This is a genomic window from Neisseria sp. HMSC068C12 (genome assembly GCF_001814095.1).
In the GTDB taxonomy this organism is placed as follows: Bacteria; Pseudomonadota; Gammaproteobacteria; order Burkholderiales; family Neisseriaceae; genus Neisseria; species Neisseria perflava.
The window spans coordinates 225,417-243,401 of the sequence record NZ_KV814829.1; the positions used below are offsets into that span (position 1 = coordinate 225,417).

Here is a 17,985-nt window from a genome sequence, read left to right on the forward strand (position 1 = left end):
GGTATGCTCAGACGGCCTAATACCTTCCCGAATATAACGAAATCATCTTAAATTAAAACCAAGCATTCTTTCCTTTTTTCAGACGGCCTGTTTAAAGTGGCGACTGTCCATTATTCAAACAATCGGTTATAGCCGTCCAATAAAGGAATCCAAATGAGCCAAGCCAATCCGCTTCCCCCCGAACTCTCCGTCCAACTCTCCACACTATCCCCCACCCAACTTGCCTGGCTCTCCGGCTATTGCTGGGCGCAAAGCCAAGGCGTATCCGGTATAGTAGCCGAACCATCTGCCCTGCAAACGGCCGCTTCGGCAGTCAGCCGCCGCGTGTTAGTCCTCTCCGCCTCCCAAACCGGCAATGCCCGCAGCGTTGCCGAATCCCTACACGCCAAACTTCAAGCCGCCGGCGTAGAAGCCCGCCTCAGCAGCGCAGGCGATTTCAAAAGCAAAACCCTGCCCGACGAAGACATCGTCCTTTTGGTTACCTCCACCCAAGGCGAAGGCGAACCGCCCGAAGAAGCCCTACCCTTGTACAAATTCATCTACGGCAAAAAGAAACCTGATCTCAGCAAACTCACCTTTGCCGTCTTGGGCCTTGGCGATTCCTCCTATCCCAACTTCTGCCAAGCAGGCAAAGACTTTGATGCCAAATTTGCCGAACTGGGTGCAGGCCGTCTGAACGACTTGGGCATTTGCGACTTAGAATTCCAGGCCGATGCCGACGCATGGATTGCCGCCGTCGTACCCAAAGTGGCTGAGTTAACCGCCCAAGCAACAAGTCCAAGTACAACCGCTGCACCAAACAGCTCAGCCACACCAAGCAACGATGCCATCTACACCAAAGAAAACCCCTACATAGCCACCCTATCCGTGCGCCAAAAAATCACCTCGCGCGACGCGGAAAAAGACGTCGAACACATCGAAATCGATCTCAGCGGCTCAGGTTTGTATTATCAGGCAGGCGACGCGCTCGGCGTATGGCCGCTTAATTCCGCCGACCTCGTTCAAGAAATCCTCGACCTCAACCAACTGAACGGCAACGAAACCGTCCAACTTTCAGACGGCCGCGAAACCGACATCCGCACCGCCCTGACCGAATCCGCAGACATCACCCAAAACACACCGGCATTCGTCCAACAATACGCCGAATTAACAAACAACGAGGAACTCAAAACCATAGTTGCAGATAAAGCCCAACTGGATGCCTACCTCGCCGCCACACCGCCCGTAGGCGTACTTGCCGCCTATCCGCACCCACTGGACGCACAAACCCTATACAGCCTCTTCCGTCCACAAACCCCTCGCCTTTACTCCATCGCCTCCGCACAAGATGAAGTCGGCGAAGAAGTCCACCTCACCATCGGCGTCGTCCGTTTCGACCACCACGACCACACCTACACCGGTGCAGCTTCCGGCTACTTGGGCGAACGCCTCGAAGAAGGCAGCGAAATCCGTGTCTTTGTCGAACCCAACCCCAACTTCTGCCTGCCCCAAAAGGGCGATACACCCATCATCATGATCGGCGCAGGCACAGGTGTTGCCCCCTTCCGCTCCTTCATGCAACAACGCGCCGCCAATGGCGACAGCGGCAAAAACTGGCTCTTCTTCGGCAACCAACGCCTAGCCGACGACTTCCTCTACCAACTCGAATGGAGCGATTGGCGCAAAGACGGCCTCCTCACCCGCGCCGACCTCGCATGGAGCCGACAAGGCGAACACAAAGTCTATGTCCAACACAAAATCACCGAACGCGCCGCCGAAGTTTGGAACTGGCTGCAACAAGGCGCACACATCTACGTCTGCGGCGACGCTACACGCATGGCACGCGATGTCGAAAACGCCCTGATCGAAGTCATCGAAACCCAAGGCAAACTCAGCCGTGACGAAGCCGAAGACTACCTCAACGACCTGCGCGAAGACAAACGCTACCAACGCGACATTTATTGATTGGATAAACAAAAATAAAGGCCGTCTGAAATTCAGTTTTCAGACGGCCTTTTTAAAGAGCCTGCTCGGATTGTTATCAATTCACCCGGTTTTGCATTATAATTGTGCAAATTTGACTCACTCGAAAGAAAATAAATTGGAAGGATTACAACAACTTGTAGATTTATTGGTGGGTTTTGTCGATTGGATATTGAAATTACTGGCATTCTTGTTTTAAACTACGTTCCATTCTTTTATACATTAAAGACGTATTTTCATCATGCAAACCGCGCAACGCTCTGCTACTTTCTTCTATTGGTACCACACAAACGTGCGGTACTTTTTTGCGCTTGTCTAAAACAGACCAAATTGAAAATACGCAAATTAGAGCCGCCTCATTTGAGCGGCTTTTTTTATACCCACCATGGCCGCTTAAATCCACCCATTTTTAAGAAATAAGGAATACAGCCATGACTGCCTCAACTAAAATCCACAGCCAAACACAAATGTTACACACCTGCCGCATGGTCGTTGACAGCAACAGCCACCACAGCATGCTCAACATGCACACTTTGCCTGATTCGCCTGACAGCCTCATCAGCGAAGCCCTGATTCCGCAAGTACGCACCATCGCGACCTTGATTGCCGCAGAGCGCCACGACTTCAATCAAAGCAGCCCCAACGTTTTTACTGATGAAGCGGATTTCTTCGCAGCGCGTATTTTGGTTTTGGGCGTACGCCGTTTCCATTTGGATATTACCCTGTTGCCCATGCTCAAAACCGCCAACAAACGCGCCGAAGCTTTCGCCAAACGCCATCACATGCCCTTCTCTCCCGCTGAAATGCAAATGTCCCTGCACACCCGCCGCCCTGCCAACCTGCTGATTATCGAAACCGAACACGAAATGCCCGCACTGGGCAATCTGGCTGCCAACAGCCGTGCATTTGCAGCGCAACTTTCCAATATTATTTTGTAAAACTACTTGAAAAACAGGGAAATGGTTTAATATTAGGCGAACACACTCCGCCGAAATCTCGGCAAAGACAAACTTCTCTCAGGAAAAACAATGAAAAAACTGATTGCCTTAGCCGCCCTTTCCACTTTTGCCCTTGCTGCCTGCAAAGACAATACCCAAGCGCAGCTTGAGCAGCAACAAAAACAAATCGAAGCATTACAACAACAGTTGGCACAACAAAACGGCCAACAAGAAGACAATACGGTTTACCAGCTCACGCCTGAAGCCGTGAAAGACACCATTCCTGCCGAGGCACAAGCTAACGGCAACAACGGCCAACCGGTAACCGGTACAGACGGCCAACAATATATCTACGACCAATCCACCGGCAGCTGGCTGCTGCAAAGCTTGGTGGGCGCGGCAGCCGGTGCATTTATCGGCAACGCATTGGCCAACAAATTCACACAGGCAAGCAATCAAAACAGCCCGATTGCACGTCAAGCCCGTGCCAACTATTATCAAACCGCACGTCCAAACAGACGCACCAGCCAACAGCTGAATACGCGCACCCTGCGTGCCCAGCAACAAAACGCTCAACAGCAACAGCGTTACCGCGAAACCGCGCGTCAGCCTTCCAACTACCGCCGCCCAAGTATGGGTCGGGGCTTTGGCCGCCGTCGCTGATTCGGTTTATATTCCATCTTTAATATAAATACGCACAATATAAAAGGCCGTCTGAAAATCTGATTTTCAGACGGCCTTTGGTTTTCTCTATTTTCTTATTGTAGACTTGCGGATCTGGTTGTATGCATTATGCCCAGAAGTCTCGCGGAGCGTCCAATACAGGTTTGACGATGCCGGTACGGATGGCAAAATCGCCAAAACCTTCATCATCTAAACGGTTTCGAGACCAATCTGCCACCCAGCCTTCGACAATTTCAAGGATTTCAGGTTCGGTAATGTTTTCTTTAAACAAACGAGGAATGCGGGTGCCTTCACGGTTGCCGCCTGCGTAAAGGTTGTAGCGGCCGACCGCTTTACCGACCAAACCGATTTCTGCCAGCATGGCGCGGCCGCAACCGTTGGGGCAACCGGTTACGCGCAAAACGATGTATTCGTCTTCCAAACCATATTTGGCGAACATTTCGTCAATTTTATCGGAGAATGTTGGTAGGAAACGCTCAGCCTCCGCCATTGCCAACGGACAGGTCGGCAAGGCAACGCAGGCCATCGAGTTCTCACGCTGGATGGTAATCGATTTGCTGATAAGGCCATGGTCTTTGGCGATTTTATCAATCGTGTCTTTCAATTCGGGCGGTACATTGGCAACCACCAGATTTTGGTTTGCCGTCAGACGGAAGTCGCCGGGATGGATTTTAGCAATTTCGCGGATACCTGTTTTCAACGGCCTACCGGGATAATCGAGCAGACGGCCGTTTTCAATAAACAAAGTCAAATGCCAGTTGCCTTCATGCCCTTGTACCCAGCCGATGTGGTCGCCGCGATGCGTAAATTCGTAAGGGCGGATAGGTTCAAATTTAATGCCCATGCGCCTTTCGACTTCTTCTTTGAACACATCTACGCCGACGCGTTGCAGCGTATAGCGTGTACGCGCTGCTTTGCGGTCGCTGCGGTTGCCCCAGTCGCGCTGGGTGCTGACAACAGCTTCAGCGGCGTTGAGGGTGTATTCGAGCGGAACGAAACCAAATTCGTAAGAAATGTTCGGATAAGTTTTGGTATTACCGTGTTCGCTGGATAAGCCGCCACCGACCAATACATTGAAGCCCACCAACTTGCCGTTTTCTGCAATCGCCACAAAACCCAAATCGTTGGAATGAATGTCCACATCGTTGTCGGGCGGAATTACGACGGCAGTTTTAAATTTGCGCGGCAAATAGGTTTTACCCAAAATCGGCTCGACCTCATCAGCAATTTCTTTATTACGCGGCTCGGTCGGCTCGGTTGTAAACACTTTTTCACCGTCCAGCCAGACATCGGCATATGCCATGGTACGCGGCAGAAGGTGCATACTGATGCGCGCCGCCCATTCATAGGCTTCTTGATGCAACGTGCTTTGCACCGGATTGCTGGTACACAACACATTGCGGTTGACATCGCTGGCTGTGGCAATGGAATCCAAACCAAGTTTGTGCAATGCCTGATGTGCCTGTTTTAAATCGGTTTTCAAAATGCCGTGGTATTGAAAGGTTTGACGGTTGGTCAGGCGGATAGAGCCGTAAATCGTATTTTCACCGGCAAATTTGTCAATACCCAGCCACTGCTTCGGCGTAATGATGCCGCCGGGCAAACGGCAACGCAACATCATGTTTTTTAAGGGTTCAAGTTTTTGTTCGGTACGCTCGGCACGGATATCGCGGTTGTCCTGTTCGTACATGCCATGGAAACGGATAAGTTGAAAGTTGTCGGCAGTAAAGCCGCCGGTAAAATTGTCTTTCAACTCCTCCTTAATCGTACCGTGCAGATAATCGCTGCGCTCTTTCAAGGCTTCGTTGCCGGACAAAGGCGTCTCAGGCAGCTTGGCTCGTGGATCGGTTGTGGTAGCAGTCATTGAAGCACTCCTTATTTTTGGTATAGGCGTTACTTTAATGAGGCCGTCTGAAAATGAGAAAGAATGGTTTGTTTGTTTTAAAGACGATTTTGTTATATTGGCAAAATATCGCACTAACTTATAGACAATTTGAATTTACTATATTTATGTTCTGACTGATGAACGTTGGCAGATCAAAAATAAACTAAATCGATGGCTTACATCATTAGCCTGCGTCAAGCCCGATTTTAATTAAATCCACTATAATCCATTATCTTCCACGGACTTAAACCGTAAAAATACAGCAAGCAAACTTTATGCCTCACTCCCTTATACGCACCTTCGCACAAACCTTTGGTTTTCCCTATACAGAAACGTTGCAGAAACTGCCCCCACTGGAAGGTAACCGTCATCTACATTTGGGTGCATTAGCCGACTTCTACCGCCATATGGACGGCATATGGCATTCCGACAATCTACTTGCCAATTATTGGCTGGAGATGGAAACTCTGTTTTTACAATGGGTGACTTATCCCAAATTGCCCAACAGTTGGCACGATTGGGCCTTCGGCTGGGATAGGAAGACCAAGCAATATCTGCCTACACAAGGCTGGCGTGAAGAATGGGCGATATTTGGCATAATGTTTGACGATTCAATTCTTTTTGCTGATACCACCGCTCCCGGCAGTCCTGTTTATTGGTTGATAATAGGTTACGGTACAATAGAAAAACGCCGCCTTATCGCCCCTTCCGTAGCAATACTAATGCAAACCTTATTGGCAATTTATGATTTTGAGCGCGAATGGCGGAAAGCAGGCGGGGAGTTCTACGATGAAGAAAGCTGCGACATACCTCCAGAATTATATTCTGCTCTGCATGATTTACTACAACGGGAACTGCCACCAGAATGCGCGGCAGGATTTGAAAAAGCGTTTTGGGGCTGATGCTGTAATTGCAATCTAGAAAACCTATTCTCTAGCCGTCTGAAATTTCGGCTTTAGGGAACAATTATTTAAAATAATATGATTGATTCGTTTGAAATATCAGTTTGAAAATGCTTGAAGGATTGATAGGCTGCTGAGATATGAAAAGGCCGTCTGAAAATCTGATTTTCAGACGGCCTTGATATTGGATGGGGCAAACCGATTAGGCTTGTTTGTTCCAACGTTCGATAGATTCTTTGATGACTTGTTTCGCTTCTTCTACATCGCCCCAATATTCAACTTTAGTGGTACCTGCTTTTTTCAGGTCTTTGTAGTGGTTGAAGTGGAACTCGATTTGTTTGATCAGTTGTTGCGGCAAATCGGCCAAAGTTTTGTAGGCGTTGCCGTTGTTACGGTCGTCGGCCGGAACGCAGACGATTTTGTCATCCACTTCGCCGTCGTCAACGAATTTCATCACACCGATAACGCGTGCTTCCAGGAAAATACCGGTTGCCAAAGGCTGCTCGGTCACCAGCAATACATCCAATTCGTCGCCGTCTTCGTCCAAAGTTTGCGGAATGAAGCCGTAGTTGGTCGGTTTGGCGAAAATTGCCGGTTCAACGCGGTCGAGTTGGAAAGCGGCCAGTTTGCGGTTCCATTCGATTTTGTGGTTGCTGCCCGCAGGGATTTCGTTGACAACGTTGATGATGCCGCCGTCCACATCGCCCGGGGTCAGGATTTTATTGAAGTCTGCCATGATGGTTTCCTTTGATTTTAAATAGAGTCAAACGGCGAAAGTATAGCAAACCCAAGGCCGTCTGAAAATGTGAAACTGTCGTATTCAGACGGCCTTTTTGGCATTCAGCCTTTTGACCAGTTCTAAAATTGCGCGTTTATTGGAAGGCGAAAACACTTTTTCTGCCGCTTCTTCCGCACTAAACCAACCGTAGGCAACGTGTTCGTCCGGTTGCAGGACGATAGGCGTATCGCGCGGAATTTGGGCGGAGAAGATGTGTTCGCGGTTTTCAAAAACGCCTTTGGGATAGCGATGGCGCCAGTGATGATAGATTTCATAAACGGTGCTGTCGTGCCAGTTTTCCAGCTGTCCGTCTGCAAGGCGGATACCGGTTTCTTCCCACACTTCGCGCCATGCGGTTTCTTCGATACGCTCGCCCTCTTCCAAGCTGCCGGTAACCGACTGCCAAAAACCTTGCGGCGCCGTGCGTTCAATCAGCAGGATATTGCCGTCTTTATCATACAAAACAACCAAAGCGGAAACGGGATACTTCAAAGGCTTACTGCTCATGACTTGTCCTTGCCGGTTTGGTTGGGGAGGCTGATTTTTTGTAGTAAGTAAGCCAAAAGGTTTTCCATGTATCACTCAAAAATGGGAAATTGATATTCAGACGGCCTTTGCCGGAAATCCGCAAAGGCCGTCTGAAATTATACCTGATTTAACTGCGCCAGTTTCCGAGACACCAGCTCTGCCGCTTCTTCCGGCGAGTTGGCTTTAAATCCTGCTTCACCAAAATACGAAATTTTAGGCAAATCACACAAAAACTTATCGACGTCTTGCGCCGTCAAAAAACGGCCGTGCAAATCGAATCCGACATTTAAAGCACGCCCTTTGATTTCCGCCACCCTGTCATGCAAATGGCCGTACAAGTGATACCAGCCCTGATAGCAGCCGTCCCATTCCTGAATCGGATAGTGAAAGAGAACCAGTGTATTCTTAATTTCCGGCAATTTGAGTTTCAAATACGGCAGTATGGACGACAGCAGCGGATGGCCGTCATGCTTGGTTTGGCTGCGGAAAAAATCGGCATACTGCCGAATCACATGATCATGATTGCCGTAAATCAAGTGATGTTGCCCGTTTAACCGCGACAAAACGCGCTCTATCTGCTTATGGTCTTGGGCAAAGGAAAAATCGCCCAAGTTGTACACCGTATCTTCAGGCGTAACGGTTTCATTCCATATCCGGATTAAAAATTCATCCATCTGCTCCACGTTATCGAACGGTCGAAATTGGGGGCAGAATTTAGCGATGTTTTTATGTGAGAAATGTAGGTCTGATGTGAAGTAGGTTTTGCTCATACCGTGCTTTCTGCGTTGCAGGCTTGAATCGTATCACGCGCGGGCGTATGCTGAGTAATGTTTATTGTGTGCTTCAAGGAGTTTTTATGCGTTTGGTTATTGCCGCGCCGGCCAACGGCGCAATATTGAAAGACGCGCTCAAAGCGCATCTGCAAAACGACCCGCGCGTCAGCAGCTTGGTCGATTTATCCTCGCCCGAAGGGACCTATCCGCAACTCTCGTTTGCCGCGGCCGAAGAAGTCGCGGCAGGACGCGCCGACCGTGCGCTGTTGATTTGCGGCACCGGCGTGGGTACGGCAATCGCCGCCAATAAGGTGCGCGGCATACGGGCGGCAACGGCGCATGATTTACTCACGCTCCACGGCTCGGTGGAAAACTATGATGCGCAGGTTTTATGTATGGGGCAAAACGTGATTGCCGCTCCGGCTGCTTGGGCATTGGTCGATATCTGGTTGGACTTGCGTCACGACACAAACAGCGGCTATGCACCTAAAGTCGGTGAAATTGAAGCATACGAGCGCGGAAAATAAATACATGTTGCTCCATATATTTTCAGACGGCCTTACAATTGCCGCAAGAATGCTTGGATAAACGCAATCTTATCCAATTCCGGTATGGCGTTGAACGCTTCGCGATGTTCGCGGATGTGGTCGATTAAAGGGTAAAACTCTTCGTCGACGTGGCGTTTGTCGAGCTTGCGTCCGATGTTGCCTTCGTTGCTTCGTCCCAGAAACTTGGAAATCAAGTAATACGGCGATTTGAGTTTGAACAGCATTTCGCCGGTTTGGGCATCAAACACCATAAAACCTTCGTGCTCCACATTTTTCAGACGGCCTTTCAGCTCGCCGAACGTGATGTTTTTCAGCGTTTCTGGACGGCGAACGCCGTATTGTTTGCCGATTTCGTCCAATTCCGCTTCAGAAAATTGACGGCCGGTCGCCACATCAATGCAGCCGATTAAGGTTTCGCCCAATGCTTCGCGGATGATGTGCACGTCTTTCGCATCTGTGATTTCAAACAAAAAAGTATGGTTTGGATAAGCGTGGAACAGGGTTTCGTATTGAGCGCAATGTGCGGCGGTCATGTCGGCAAACGCACTATCAAGCGAGCCGGTAGTCGAATACAGCACTTTGCCGTCAAACGTCGCGCCGTGGGACGGATGGTCGTCTGAAAGCGATACGAAAGTACAGCAGCCGAGGAAGCCGTTTACTTTCACCACCGCATCTACCAGTCTCTCGTCGCCGATTATGATCGGATAACGGCTGCATTTGGCAATACGTTCCGAATAATTGAACACTTTTTTAAACGGACGCACGATGATGCGGTTGTGCGCGTCGATAATCAAACCGCGCATTTCCAGCAAAGCATCATCAAAGCAGTTGTTATAGAACACGCTGCGTGCGTATTTCAACACGCGCAATTCAGGATAACGCTTGGATGCTTTGGCAGTAAAGTTACGGCTGCCGTGTTGCAGATAATGATCGGTCACAAAGGTTTGCTGCGCCTCATCAAACAGCAGCGGCTTATGCTCGATAGCCTGCATCTGTTTGATTTTTTCTAACTGCTCTGTATTTGCCGGCTGCACAGCCTCGATATGGATTTCGTTTGCCACACGGTTTTAGTTCAGCTTGATATACGCCGCCAACACATCATGCTCTTTCACGCCGTGCAGATTGGGATAGAAATTGTGCAGTCGATAAATTTCTGTTTCAAAACCGCTTTTCTCCGCCTGATCCAATAAATGACGGCAACGCGAAGCTTTTTGGTTGGTATTGGAATTAATGATCAAAATATTTCGATTCGGATTTTGGCGTCCAAGTCTCAAGGTTTCAGTCATCAAGGCATTGCCGCATTTCTGCGCCTTATCCACCGCTTCGCCCGACCAACGATATTCACCGTATTCATCGGTAATAAACAAATCGTTTTCAATACGGACAACTTCCGCATCCTGATACTGCGCTTTAAATTCGGCGGCTTTTTGTTCGGCAAAAGTCGATTTTCCCGAACCCTGATGACCGCGTATTAAGATAAATTTTTGCATTTTGTTTCCTTATTCTTGTTCTCAGCTTGTCCTGAATAAATAGGCCGTCTGAAAAAATATTTCTACCCTTTTTTCAGACGGCCTTAGCTTCAGTTCACAGCTGCCAGCGGCGTTTTCTCAATCTCATCTACCCAGAAATCTGTACCCATACCTCGTTCGGCAAAGGAACCAATCAGGGCAAACACTTGGTCGGAGAAGCCGCCGATGTTCAAGATATCGTGACGGTTTCGTGCTTGAGCCTTGGTGTAAGGCTGGATATCCAGGCAAACGAGTTTGGCTTCGGGACAGCGTTTTTTCAGGATGTCCCATTCTTTCATCAGACTGGTTTTACCACCCCATCGTTGGCTGTCATCTGCCCAACTTTCGTTGTCTGACACGATGACGACCAAATCCACTTCAGCTTTTTCACGGTTCAACATGGCAAGCGGTGCGCTACATGCTGTTCCGCCTCCACCGATATTGGCGAGTTTTTCGGCGTTGGTCATGATGCTGTCGCGTGGGTTGAGCTTCACGTTTACCGTGATTTGCTCAAACGGTATCACGCGGGCTTGCGGATTAGTACGCAACATGGCAGCGGACACAAGTGCGGCAATGTCGATGCAGCGGGTTTTGGTGGACGCACTGCCGCGATAGCCGGTAACCGGGCTGTGCATGGAGCCGGATACATCCGGGCAAACCACGACTTTGCCTTGGATTGCCGGTACGTTTTGTACGGCAGTTTCCATCGCATCTTGCAGGGCTTCGCGGATTTCAAACGGCATTTGGTCAGATGTTGCCTGATACGCGGTCAGCAATTGGTAAGGCAGGACGCGGGCGCGGGCAATGGCGGTTTCGTCACGCAGTTTTTCTGCCACCATTTTGATGTTTTTGCTTTTGGCAAATACTTCATGGCGCAGGAAAGTGTTCAGGTTTTGGCGAACCTGCTGCCATGAGCCGTTGCGGGCGATTTGCGCCCAGTCACCGCAGTTCAAGTCTAAAGCTGTAAGCATTTGGAAAGGAACGTTGGGCAATTCGCCTTCTCGGCTTTGTTTGTAATCTTCAAAAGCACGGGTAATGGGCGACAATGCTTCGCGATCGTACGGTTTGCCGATCAGCCATGCAAACCATGCGGCACGCCATGCTTCACGCGGTTTTGGGTGCACCATTTTGACCACGTCTGCCAGCGACGGCGAATTTCCGACAGCGGCGTTCAACAGTTGTTTTTCGGTGGCGGTCAAAAGCCAAGTCTGCATCAGTTTTTTCGGACGGTTGCCGAAGGATTTTCTGCCGACTGCGCCGCTGCGGATAATTTGTGCGAAGTTACGCAACATTTTACCGTTGTCCACCACTTGGTCGAATACACGAGCGAGCATGTTCACGTCTTTTTGCGCCAACACGGCAAGCAACAGCGCAGGCATATCTTTCATAAAACCTTTTTGACGGGCATATACGGCAGTTTTGGCAATAAACTCGGCATCCAGGCTTTCTGCCAATTTCAGCACTTGGTCAAGTTGGCTTTGTGCATCAGCATAGAAGGTATTATTCAGACAACCGGTAGCCGCAAGCTGTGCCAGCTGTTGTTTGGGCGTCAGCGTGTAGGCGATGCCGCCGGCTTCATTATGGGTATCGGTTTTAGTAAAACGGTTTTTAATAGATTGAAACAAATTAGTATTAGCCATTTTCATTTTCTTTCATATTGTTGGTTTGAGGCCGTCTGAACTTGTTTTAGCTTTGTTTTTCAGACGGCCTTGAATGGGTGGCAGCGTGGCGGCTAAAGATGAAGAGAAGCGTTTTTAACTGAAAGCTAATGTATTCTCTTCCGGGCATCCGCCTACTGCCGTAGGGCGACCAGTTTAATTAGGATCATTCGGGTTTGTAGCAAGAAAGGAATGTAATCCTAATAGCATTCGCCCATAAGGGGTGGCACATTGGGCAACAAAGAGTGGAGAAATTTTTACGCGCTCTATCCTCTGAGCTACTCTGCCATAGTTGGCGACAGAGACGGGACTCGAACCCGCGACCTCGAGCTTGGCAGGCTGTAATTCCTCCGGTATTTGCCAAATATACCGAAAACGGTTTTTATATCAGCCCGCCTGAATATTTCAGACGGCCTCGAATGGATGGCAGCGTAGCGGATAAACATGAAGAGAAACGGTTTTAACGTGAAAGGTTAATGTACCCTCTCCGAGCATCCGCCTGCTGCCGTAAAAGTAATATGGCACGCAACAAGTTTTTAAGGGAAACATGCCTTTACTCTACCAACTGAGCTACTCTGCTATTTTGGATAACAGAGACAGGACTCGAACCTGCGACACAAGGATATCCATGTTGTAGTTTCCCCAGGCATTTGCCTGCCATATTGAAAAGGGTGAGCGACTAAATAAACAAGACGTTCAACGTCTATCAGACGAGACAGGATTCGAACCTGTTAATCCAAATGTAGTCTTGTTGGCATTCGCCCTGTAACCACACAGCAACTAAATTTACGGAAAATTTTTCTCCGGTAACTGTATTTCCCGAAGCATCTGCTGTATCGTTACATTCACAACATAGCCAACAGCGTGCCAAGAATAAAATTTTTATAAAAATAATTTTTAATTAATTGAATATAAAGAAAATATATTTTAAAGTGGCTTTTATCGCCAAATAGCGTATAATACTAAAAAATATATTTATAGATAGTTATATAGAAAATAAAATATACAAGGATATATGATGCGATTCGATGATTTGGACAAACACTTGCGGCTAAGTAAACGGAAAATTTGTCCTGGAAAAATAATTTAAAGACCCTCTGAAACATGAATACCATCCCCAAAAAACAAGTCGCCGTCAGCTTTCTTGGTACAGTGCTGGACAAAGGTTTCGGTCAGGGCCGTTGGTTGAAATGGCGGCCAAACGTCGCCATGAATCAGCGTCAAGATTTTCATCTCGACCGTATGGAGCTGTTTTATGCGGAGAAATACCGCGAACTGGCGGATCATGTAAAAGCCGATATTCAGCAAGTATCGCCGCACACAGTCGTCAATCTCGTGCCTATGGAGCTGGCAAACCCGTGGGATTTCTCCGAGGTTTATACCAAACTGCACGATTGGGCAGCAAACTATCCATTTGATACAGAAGAAGAAACCTATCTCACCCACATCACGACAGGTACACACGTTGCCCAAATCTGCCTGTTTTTATTGGTGGAATCACGTCAAATCCCCGGCGTACTGTTGCAAACCGCTCCGCCCAAAAATCAAAGACGCAGTATGGAGGACGGCAATGTCGGTAGTTATGAAATCATCGATTTGGACTTGGCGCGTTACGACGTGCTGGCCGAACGCCTCGCCGCCGTGCGCGATGACGCAGTGCGCTACCTGAAAAGCGGCATTTCTACCCAAAACGCCGCCTTCAACCGCATGATTGCCGAAATTGAACAAGTCGCACTCAACTCTCCTTCCCCCATTCTGCTTTCCGGCCCGACAGGCGCAGGTAAATCCATGCTGGCACGCAGGATTTTTGAATTGAAAAAAGCGCGCCATCTGATTAAAGGCACATTTGTCGATGTAAACTGCGCCACCCTTCGCGGCGACGGCGCAGCATCTGCCCTGTTCGGCCACAAAAAAGGCGCCTTTACCGGTGCTGCAGAAAAGCGTGAAGGCTATTTGAAAACCGCCGACGGCGGTGTATTGTTTTTAGATGAAATTGGCGAATTGGGCTTGGACGAGCAAGCTATGTTGCTCAAAGCCATTGAAGAAAAACACTTTTATCCCGTCGGCAGCGACAGCGAAGTCAAAAGCGACTTCCAACTTATCGCCGGCACCAACCGCGACCTACGCCACGAAATCCGCGCCGGACGCTTCCGCGAAGACCTGTTCGCCCGCATTAATATCTGGAATTACCCACTACCTGCACTCGCCAACCGTCGCGAAGACATCGAGCCCAACGTCGAACACCAGCTCGCCTTAGCCTCGCAAGAACTCGGCCGAACCACCCGCTTCAACAAAGAAGCCCTGGCCACCTACCTCGACTTCGCCCACTCCAACCAAGCACCATGGCGCGGCAACTTCCGCGACCTCGCCGCCAGCATCATGCGCCTGGCCACACTCGCGCCGCAAGGCAGGATACAAGTAGAACAAGTCCAAGCCGAAATCGAACGCCTCAAATGGTTATGGTCGGAAGAACCCTTTTCAGACGGCCTCCTACATAACAGGCCGTCTGAAAAAGCACAAGACTACCCCGATAAAATCGATTGGGACACATTGGATTTATTCGACAAACTACAACTGCAACACGTTATCGACGAATGCCGCAAACATCCCAACATGGCCGCCGCCGGCCGTGCATTGTTCAACGTCTCCCGAACAGAAAGGGCAAAAGTCAATGACAGCGATCGACTGAGAAAGTATTTGCAACGGTTTGGACTGGAATGGGGGGATATTTAAATAGAGTGGGCAGACTAGTTCATTTTGAGAGCATTATTTTTTATCATTTATAAAAAACAAAAGGCATCAATCTGATGCCTTTTTATTTTCGTTAACATAAAAAATTAACGTTCATACCAACGTTTGGTCGATTCACGAATCACTTCTTTGGTTTACTTCAAAAATGCCGCATGATAGGCAATATGCTCGCCAACAAAACTGGCGATGAAGTAATAGCTATGATCATAGCCTTTGTGGAAGCGCACATCGACTGGTTGATTTGCCGCACGACAGGTTTCAATAAAATCTTCGGTACGTAATTGTGTTGGCAAAAACTCATCTTCCAAGCCCTGATCAATGCGCATACCTTGTACTTTATAGCCTTGTTGAATGAGTGAGCTGGCATCATATTGCTGCCATTTTTCGCGATCTTTTCCTAAATAGGCAGAAAAGGCTTTTTCTCCCCAAGGCACGAGGCTAGGCGATAAAATGGGCGAAAAGGCAGAAACACTTTGATAACGTTCTTGGTTTCGCAGCGCCAATACCAATGCGCCATGTCCGCCCATTGAATGTCCCATAATCGAACGTTTGCCGTTGGTAGGGAAATTTTCCTCAATCAGACTAGGCAACTCATTCAAAATATAATCATACATTTGATAATTCGTCGCCCAAGGCTGCTCGGTCGCATTAAGATAAAAGCCCGCACCCTGCCCTAAATCGTAAGCATTATCGTTCGGCACTTGCTCTCCGCGAGGGCTGGTATCGGGAGCAACCACAATTACTTGATGTTCTGCCGCGTAACGCTGAAAGCCTGATTTGGTAATGAAATTTTGTTCCGTACACGTTAAGCCGGAAAGCCAATAAATCACACCAAGCGGTCGATTCTCCGGATTATCCGGCAAATAGACGGCAAATTTCATTTCGCATTGCAGCGTTTGGGCATGGTGTGCCCACACTTGTTGCGAACCACCAAAAATTTGATGTTGTTCAATCAGTTTCATCGCGTACCTTAGTAATGAATAACAGCGCGGATCGATTTACCTTCATGCATTAACTCAAAGGCTTCATTAATTTGATCGAGCGTCATTGTGTGGGTCACAAACGGTTCTAACTCGATATCGCCTTTCATTGAATCTTCCACCATTTTCGGCAGTTCAGAGCGGCCTTTCACGCCACCAAACGCCGTGCCTTTCCAAACACGACCGGTTACCAACTGGAACGGGCGAGTTGAAATTTCTTGCCCTGCACCCGCTACGCCGATGATAATGGATTGTCCCCAACCACGGTGTGCGCTTTCTAATGCTTGACGCATCACGTTTACATTGCCGATACATTCAAAGGTATGGTCAATACCCCATTTATTGATGTCTAACAACACATCTTTGATTGGTTTATCGTAATCGTTAGGATTTAAACAATCCGTTGCACCAAATTGTTTTGCCAGCTCGAATTTTGCAGGATTGGTATCAATAGCAATAATACGACCCGCTTTAGCTTGACGTGCACCTTGCACCACAGCTAAACCAATCGCCCCTAAACCAAACACTGCAACAGAGTCGCCTTCTTGCACTTTTGCCGTATTATGTACCGCACCAATACCTGTGGTAACGCCGCAGCCGAGTAAACATACTTGTTCGTGGTTTGCTTCCGGGTTGATTTTCGCCAGTGAAACTTCGGCAACAACTGAGTATTCACTGAAAGTCGAACAGCCCATATAGTGATAGATCGGCTGACCTTGATAAGAAAAACGCGTCGTGCCATCTGGCATTAAGCCTTTACCTTGTGTATCACGCACTGAAACGCATAAGTTGGTTTTACCTGAACGACAAAACTCACATTCGCCACATTCAGCGGTGTAAAGAGGAATGACGTGATCACCTGGTTTTACGCTTGACACACCTTCGCCCACAGCAACGACCACACCCGCACCTTCGTGTCCAAGCACCACAGGGAATACGCCTTCAGGATCGCTTCCTGACAACGTAAACGCATCAGTATGGCACACACCAGTGTGAGTGTTACGAATTAACACCTCGCCTTTGCGTGGCATTTCTACGTCGATTTCCACAATTTGTAAGGGTTGATTTGGGGAGAATGCCACCGCCGCACGAGATTTGATGGTTGGATTGGTTTGTTTAATTTCCATTATTTTTGCCTTTTAATTCATTAATAAAGTTATCTAGCCTACGAAAGATAACCACAGTTTATACTTTGGAACCCACCCTGAAGCAAGCATTTTTGCAATTTTGGCTCCGGCGATAGCTTGATCGACTAAAGGGCTGCCATGTAATTGGCGGTTAAAGGCTTCCGAATATTTCCCTTAGTCATGAAGCTGTCCAGTATGGCAGGCACCGAATACCCGAGCAAACTCCACCGCCATTTCCCCAACATTGACCAAATGGCTTTGTAAGGTTTGCCAATGTTCGTAAGGCAAGAGATTACCGAGTTTGTCTTGGGCAGAATGGGCGTAGTAAATTAGGGTTTTCATATTGAAATTCTAAAAAATTTAAACTGATATTATGCAATGATAATATGATATTAAATTTAATATGCAAATAGAAAAAATGCTGTCTGAAACTTTTTCAGACGGCATTGTTATTGATTACCCTTTATGACTTGCTTCTAATATCCTTCACAGCTTTCACTAAAGCTTCGGAAAGCGAAGGATCAAAAGAAGAGCGGTCTGCTTGGACAATATTTGAACATACAGCCCCTCTTCCTTACTTAGACATGAGATACGGTGGCAGAGTTTCAACACACAGCCGCCAGAAGGCGGCTGGGGCCGGTAAAGGCGGCGAGTAGAGGGTTTTGCTGGTTTCAACACACAGCCGCCCGAAGGCGGCTGGAGCCGCGATAGTGATTGCTGACACGGCCAAAACACTGCGTTTCAACACACAGCCGCCCGAAGGCGGCTGAAGACCAAGACACCGTCTACGACGACAGCGACCTGTTTCAACACACAGCCGCCCGAAGGCGGCTGCTTTTTAGCCAAAATGGGCGAATCCATCGCGCCTGTTTCAACACACAGCCGCCCGAAGGCGGCTGACGAAGAGTTCGCCCGACACAGCGAATATGTGATGTTTCAACACACAGCCGCCCGAAGGCGGCT

13 protein-coding genes, 2 pseudogenes and 1 CRISPR repeat array are annotated in these 17,985 nt (G+C 48.5%); of the genes and pseudogenes, 6 read left to right on the forward strand and 9 right to left on the reverse strand.

Annotation, left to right across the window (positions count from 1 at the left end):
- Positions 1–153: 153 nt before the first annotated feature.
- From HMPREF2952_RS10670 to HMPREF2952_RS10680, 3 genes are all read left to right on the forward strand, one after another.
- Entirely contained in the window at positions 154–1,944 is a 1,791-nt protein-coding gene (locus HMPREF2952_RS10670) for an assimilatory sulfite reductase (NADPH) flavoprotein subunit (protein ID WP_049344187.1), read from the forward strand.
- 449 nt (positions 1,945–2,393) lie between these two features.
- Entirely contained in the window at positions 2,394–2,900 is a 507-nt protein-coding gene (locus tag HMPREF2952_RS10675; protein ID WP_003685697.1) for a hypothetical protein, read from the forward strand.
- A gap of 90 nt (positions 2,901–2,990) precedes the next feature.
- The gene (locus HMPREF2952_RS10680; protein ID WP_004520009.1) at positions 2,991–3,563 is read left to right on the forward strand and encodes a hypothetical protein; all 573 of its coding nucleotides are present in this window, start codon (positions 2,991–2,993) and stop codon (positions 3,561–3,563) included.
- 127 nt (positions 3,564–3,690) lie between these two features.
- Here HMPREF2952_RS10680 and cysI read toward each other — a convergent pair whose 3' ends face one another.
- A complete protein-coding gene (gene cysI / locus HMPREF2952_RS10685) occupies positions 3,691–5,448 on the reverse strand; it encodes an assimilatory sulfite reductase (NADPH) hemoprotein subunit (protein WP_070695666.1) in 1,758 nt (585 codons plus the stop codon).
- Between the two features lie 296 nt (positions 5,449–5,744).
- Between cysI and HMPREF2952_RS10690 the strand changes: the two genes are divergently transcribed.
- Positions 5,745–6,371, forward strand: a complete 627-nt coding sequence (locus tag HMPREF2952_RS10690) for a hypothetical protein (RefSeq protein ID WP_004520011.1) — start codon at positions 5,745–5,747, stop codon at positions 6,369–6,371.
- A gap of 202 nt (positions 6,372–6,573) precedes the next feature.
- Here HMPREF2952_RS10690 and HMPREF2952_RS10695 read toward each other — a convergent pair whose 3' ends face one another.
- The 3 genes from HMPREF2952_RS10695 to HMPREF2952_RS10705 all read right to left on the reverse strand — a co-directional run bounded on the left by HMPREF2952_RS10695 (position 6,574) and on the right by HMPREF2952_RS10705 (position 8,447).
- Positions 6,574–7,107: an inorganic diphosphatase gene (locus HMPREF2952_RS10695; protein WP_004520013.1), complete on the reverse strand. Its 534-nt coding sequence runs from the start codon at positions 7,105–7,107 to the stop codon at positions 6,574–6,576.
- Between the two features lie 84 nt (positions 7,108–7,191).
- Entirely contained in the window at positions 7,192–7,656 is a 465-nt protein-coding gene (nudB, locus tag HMPREF2952_RS10700; protein WP_004520014.1) for a dihydroneopterin triphosphate diphosphatase, read from the reverse strand.
- Positions 7,657–7,793: 137 nt separating this feature from the next.
- Positions 7,794–8,447 (reverse strand): metallophosphoesterase, encoded by a 654-nt coding sequence (locus tag HMPREF2952_RS10705; RefSeq protein WP_004520016.1) that lies wholly within the window; start codon positions 8,445–8,447, stop codon positions 7,794–7,796.
- Between the two features lie 86 nt (positions 8,448–8,533).
- Here HMPREF2952_RS10705 and HMPREF2952_RS10710 point away from each other — a divergent pair, with 86 nt between their 5' ends.
- Positions 8,534–8,977, forward strand: coding sequence for an RpiB/LacA/LacB family sugar-phosphate isomerase (locus HMPREF2952_RS10710; protein WP_039862203.1), 444 nt, complete (start codon positions 8,534–8,536; stop codon positions 8,975–8,977).
- 32 nt (positions 8,978–9,009) lie between these two features.
- On the opposite strand, the pseudogene HMPREF2952_RS10715 reads toward HMPREF2952_RS10710, so the two are convergent.
- A pseudogene (locus tag HMPREF2952_RS10715) lies at positions 9,010–10,488 on the reverse strand (RNA ligase).
- Between the two features lie 89 nt (positions 10,489–10,577).
- Positions 10,578–12,152 carry a vWA domain-containing protein gene (locus tag HMPREF2952_RS10720; protein ID WP_049336823.1) on the reverse strand — a complete coding sequence of 525 codons (1,575 nt, stop codon included), beginning with the start codon at positions 12,150–12,152 and terminating at the stop codon, positions 10,578–10,580.
- 1,116 nt (positions 12,153–13,268) lie between these two features.
- On the opposite strand from HMPREF2952_RS10720, the gene rtcR reads away from it, so the two are divergent.
- Positions 13,269–14,897, forward strand: coding sequence for an RNA repair transcriptional activator RtcR (gene rtcR, locus HMPREF2952_RS10725; protein ID WP_004520021.1), 1,629 nt, complete (start codon positions 13,269–13,271; stop codon positions 14,895–14,897).
- 152 nt (positions 14,898–15,049) lie between these two features.
- Here the strand turns inward: rtcR and fghA are convergent, their stop codons facing one another.
- From fghA to HMPREF2952_RS11110, 3 genes and pseudogenes are all read right to left on the reverse strand, one after another.
- Complete coding sequence (fghA, locus tag HMPREF2952_RS10730) at positions 15,050–15,877, reverse strand: S-formylglutathione hydrolase (RefSeq protein WP_049336824.1); 828 nt, start codon at positions 15,875–15,877, stop codon at positions 15,050–15,052.
- 8 nt (positions 15,878–15,885) lie between these two features.
- The gene (locus HMPREF2952_RS10735; protein ID WP_198400586.1) at positions 15,886–16,995 is read right to left on the reverse strand and encodes an S-(hydroxymethyl)glutathione dehydrogenase/class III alcohol dehydrogenase; all 1,110 of its coding nucleotides are present in this window, start codon (positions 16,993–16,995) and stop codon (positions 15,886–15,888) included.
- Positions 16,996–17,115: 120 nt separating this feature from the next.
- Positions 17,116–17,364, reverse strand: a pseudogene (locus tag HMPREF2952_RS11110) (CRISPR-associated helicase/endonuclease Cas3); the annotation flags it as partial.
- Between the two features lie 260 nt (positions 17,365–17,624).
- A CRISPR array of direct repeats spans positions 17,625–17,984; the repeat unit is 29 nt; unit sequence GTTTCAACACACAGCCGCCCGAAGGCGGC.
- Position 17,985: the final 1 nt, after the last annotated feature.

Excerpts from the sequence above, each read along its gene's own strand:
- HMPREF2952_RS10670 (WP_049344187.1), top strand. The coding sequence starts at position 154 with ATGAGCCAAGCCAATCCGCTTCCCCCCGAACTCTCCGTCCAACTCTCC.
- HMPREF2952_RS10675 (WP_003685697.1), top strand. The coding sequence starts at position 2,394 with ATGACTGCCTCAACTAAAATCCACAGCCAAACACAAATGTTACACACC.
- HMPREF2952_RS10680 (WP_004520009.1), top strand. The coding sequence starts at position 2,991 with ATGAAAAAACTGATTGCCTTAGCCGCCCTTTCCACTTTTGCCCTTGCT.
- cysI (WP_070695666.1), bottom strand. The coding sequence starts at position 5,448 with ATGACTGCTACCACAACCGATCCACGAGCCAAGCTGCCTGAGACGCCT.
- HMPREF2952_RS10690 (WP_004520011.1), top strand. The coding sequence starts at position 5,745 with ATGCCTCACTCCCTTATACGCACCTTCGCACAAACCTTTGGTTTTCCC.
- HMPREF2952_RS10695 (WP_004520013.1), bottom strand. The coding sequence starts at position 7,107 with ATGGCAGACTTCAATAAAATCCTGACCCCGGGCGATGTGGACGGCGGC.
- nudB (WP_004520014.1), bottom strand. The coding sequence starts at position 7,656 with ATGAGCAGTAAGCCTTTGAAGTATCCCGTTTCCGCTTTGGTTGTTTTG.
- HMPREF2952_RS10705 (WP_004520016.1), bottom strand. The coding sequence starts at position 8,447 with ATGAGCAAAACCTACTTCACATCAGACCTACATTTCTCACATAAAAAC.
- HMPREF2952_RS10710 (WP_039862203.1), top strand. The coding sequence starts at position 8,534 with ATGCGTTTGGTTATTGCCGCGCCGGCCAACGGCGCAATATTGAAAGAC.
- HMPREF2952_RS10720 (WP_049336823.1), bottom strand. The coding sequence starts at position 12,152 with ATGAAAATGGCTAATACTAATTTGTTTCAATCTATTAAAAACCGTTTT.
- rtcR (WP_004520021.1), top strand. The coding sequence starts at position 13,269 with ATGAATACCATCCCCAAAAAACAAGTCGCCGTCAGCTTTCTTGGTACA.
- fghA (WP_049336824.1), bottom strand. The coding sequence starts at position 15,877 with ATGAAACTGATTGAACAACATCAAATTTTTGGTGGTTCGCAACAAGTG.